This is a genomic window from Shewanella sp. 11B5 (assembly GCF_002836795.1).
Classification (GTDB): domain Bacteria; phylum Pseudomonadota; class Gammaproteobacteria; order Enterobacterales; family Shewanellaceae; genus Shewanella; species Shewanella frigidimarina.
Window position 1 is genome coordinate 1 of sequence record NZ_PJAP01000917.1, and the last position, 3,176, is coordinate 3,176.

2 protein-coding genes are annotated in these 3,176 nt (G+C 43.9%); both read left to right on the plus strand.

Translation table 11 applies throughout. The features are described 5' to 3' along the window. Positions 1-283: 283 nt before the first annotated feature. On the plus strand, positions 284-2,875 hold the full coding sequence (gene ptsP, locus CXF78_RS18180) for a phosphoenolpyruvate--protein phosphotransferase (RefSeq protein WP_219622096.1): 2,592 nt from the start codon (positions 284-286) through the stop codon (positions 2,873-2,875). Positions 2,876-2,957: 82 nt separating this feature from the next. Further along, the coding region (locus tag CXF78_RS18185; RefSeq protein WP_180957212.1) for a PTS transporter subunit EIIC at positions 2,958-3,176 on the plus strand (219 nt) is incomplete at its 3' end.

Sequence of the window (3,176 nt, forward strand, 5' to 3'; positions counted from 1 at the left end):
AATATCATATCTTGAAGATCTGGTTGGGACATCACATCTTACCTTTGGTAAGTTAGTGCCAGATCACTAAGGTATTCACCTAAAGAGTATCGTTGTCCCTAAGCATTAAGGAGTGGTAATCGTTGGTCTCCTTAAAGACGTTCATTTAGTTGTGCTAATAGTCAGGTTGATAAGGGAGTAGTGGGTAGTAATGTAAGCAGCAGCTTTTCATTTTTACTATTTTCACTGCAAAAAATAAAAATACATTAATATTATGCAGTTAAGTGTTTAATTCGGAGTTCCAATGAATAAAAAAACTTCAACCACAATTCAGTTGCTGGCCCCTTTTACGGGGGTGTGCTGTCCACTGAGTCAGGTTCCTGATGCCGCATTTTCCCAAAAGATGGTGGGTGATGGATTAGCGATAGACCCTACTGAAAACATTCTTCACGCTCCATGTGACGCCACCGTTACTCAAATACATCCTTCTAAGCATGCCGTGACTTTATTAACGGCGACAGGCATCGAAATCCTGCTTCATATAGGTGTAGATACCGTTAAGTTGAAAGGCGAAGGATTTACGGCATTAGTGAAAGTGGGTGATGCAGTAAAAGCTAAAACGCCACTGATTGAGCTGGATTTAGATAAAGTGGGCTGCGGTGTAAAAAGTTTGCGTACCGTCATACTGCTCACGGATATGAGCAGAATTATTACGTTAACACCAACGACTGAACAATTTGTCAACGCGGGCGATCTGTTATTTAGTGCAGAGGTATCAGCGGCAACTCGTGCTGTAATAAAGTCAGATGACATGGTTAGCTCTGCGCCAATAGTGGTTATTAATCCAACCGGTATTCATGCTCGGCCTGCTGCTGCCATTGTCACTGCGATTAAAGCATTTGACTGTGACGTGATGATTGATAAAGCAGGCAAGCAAGCAAATGCTCGTAGTGTGGTTGGTCTTATGGGGTTAGACATCGCTTTTGGTGAGCAGATTGTAATTCTCGCTAAAGGTAAAGATCAGCAAGCAGCAATAGCAGCATTATCAGAGGCGATAAGCACAGGTTTAGGTGAAGAGGGCGCCGATGCTTCACTTGTGACTAAGAATGTTGAAAGCGACTTCGATCCTTTTTCCGAACCATCACTACTACTACAAACGAGCCAAGATCCACGTCAGCTTATTGGTGTGGAAGCATCTCCCGGTCAAGTTAAAGGGCGTTTATATGTGATTAAAGCTGAAGTGCCTAAGTTTGACACTTTTGCCGACGATGCGCAGATTGAACAGCAAACTTTAGACGATGCAATGAAGGTGGCTAATCAAACCTTAGTCGAACTGGTTGAAGAGCTGCATAACAAGGATATGGGGCAAAAAGCCGATATTTTTGTGGCCCACCAAGAGCTAATGTCAGACCCTGATTTGTACGATGACTGTATTATTGAATTACAGCAAGGTAAGTCGGCTCCTTATGCCTGGAGTAAGAGTATTTGTCGCCAAGCGGACAAACTTGCTGGATTGGACAACCCATTACTCGCAGGACGAGCAACAGACCTTATCGACGTTGGTAATCGAGTTTCACGTATTATGGCGGGATTGTCTCAAGATACTATTCCGGCTGAACTCCCTGAAAATACCATTTTAGTCGCCAAAGATTTAACCCCTTCAGATACTGCCAAACTAAACCCCGCATTTGTTAAAGGCATTTGCACCACTTTAGGAGGGGCGTCGAGCCACAGTGCTATTTTAGCTAGAGCAATGGGTATTGCTGCTATGGCTGGTGTTGAAGCTAAGATCATGACCTTGCACGGTACTGAGGTGTTACTCGATACTGCAAAAGGTTATCTATTATTGTCGCCAACTGAAGCTGAAATGGCGCAACTTGATGTGATTAAAAATGCCGCTGAGCAGCAGAAAACCTTGGCTTTCGCGCACAAAGATGAGACAGCCGTTACCTTAGATGGAGTGCGATTTGAAATTGCCGGCAATATAGCTAAAGTCAGTGATGCCCAGAAATTAGTTGAAATGGGAGGCGAAGCGGTTGGTTTATTGCGTTCAGAATTCCTTTATCAAGAACAATCAGTTGCACCTTCTGAGGATGATCAGGAACAAGTCTATCGTGCGGTACTGCAAACGTTAGGACAGCGTCCTTTAGTTGTACGTACGTTAGATGTAGGAGGAGATAAGCCGTTAGCCTATTTACCTTTGCCTAAAGAAGATAATCCATTCCTCGGTGAACGTGGTATCCGTGTTGGTTTAGATAAGCCTGCAGTATTACGACAACAAGTTCGCGCACTATTGAAAGCGGCTGATGCAGGAAACTTACGCATTATGTTCCCTATGGTAGCGTCTTTGTTTGAGCTTAAGTTGGCCAAAAAAGTCGTTAAAGAAGAAGCCGAAAAACTGGCTATCGATATTAGTGGGATCCAAATTGGCATCATGATTGAAGTGCCATCGGCTGCCGTAATGGCAGATGTGTTGGCCGAACATGTCGACTTTTTCTCCATTGGTACTAATGATTTGACTCAATATACCTTAGCGATTGATCGTGGACACCCTAAGTTAGCCGCCATTGCTGATGGATTGCATCCTGCTGTATTACGCCTGATCGATATGACGGTTAAGGCCGCGCATGCCAAAGGTAAATGGGCTGGCATTTGTGGTGGATTGGCCGGCGAAAAAGATGCTGTGCCAATTTTGGTCGGCTTAGGTATTGATGAACTGTCTGTGAGTGTGCCTTCAATTCCAGAAGTGAAGCATCAAGTGCGCCATTTAAATCAGCAAGCGTGTCAGCTTATCGCTGCTAAAGCGATGAGCTGTGCAGATGCCAAAGATGTTCGAGCATTAATGCGAGATCCTAATACGTTACTTGCCGTTAAAGGCGATATTGAAAAACGTTGATCACTTGGTAATCTATTAAAATTTCTAAGGTTGTATTATGACATCTAAAACAATAACAGCAGCTAAACCGAAGAAGGCTATGATGAGTGGCGCATTTTCGGTTTTACAAAAAGTGGGCAAATCGGTCATGTTGCCGGTTTCCGTATTACCCGTAGCGGGTATCTTATTAGGCGTTGGGAGCGCGGGTTTTAGTGTGCTCCCCGATATCGTCAATGTGTTAATGGTACAAGCGGGCGAAGCCATTTTTAGCAATATGGGATTGCTATTCGCGATAGGTATCGCGTTAGGATTTGCTAAAAAT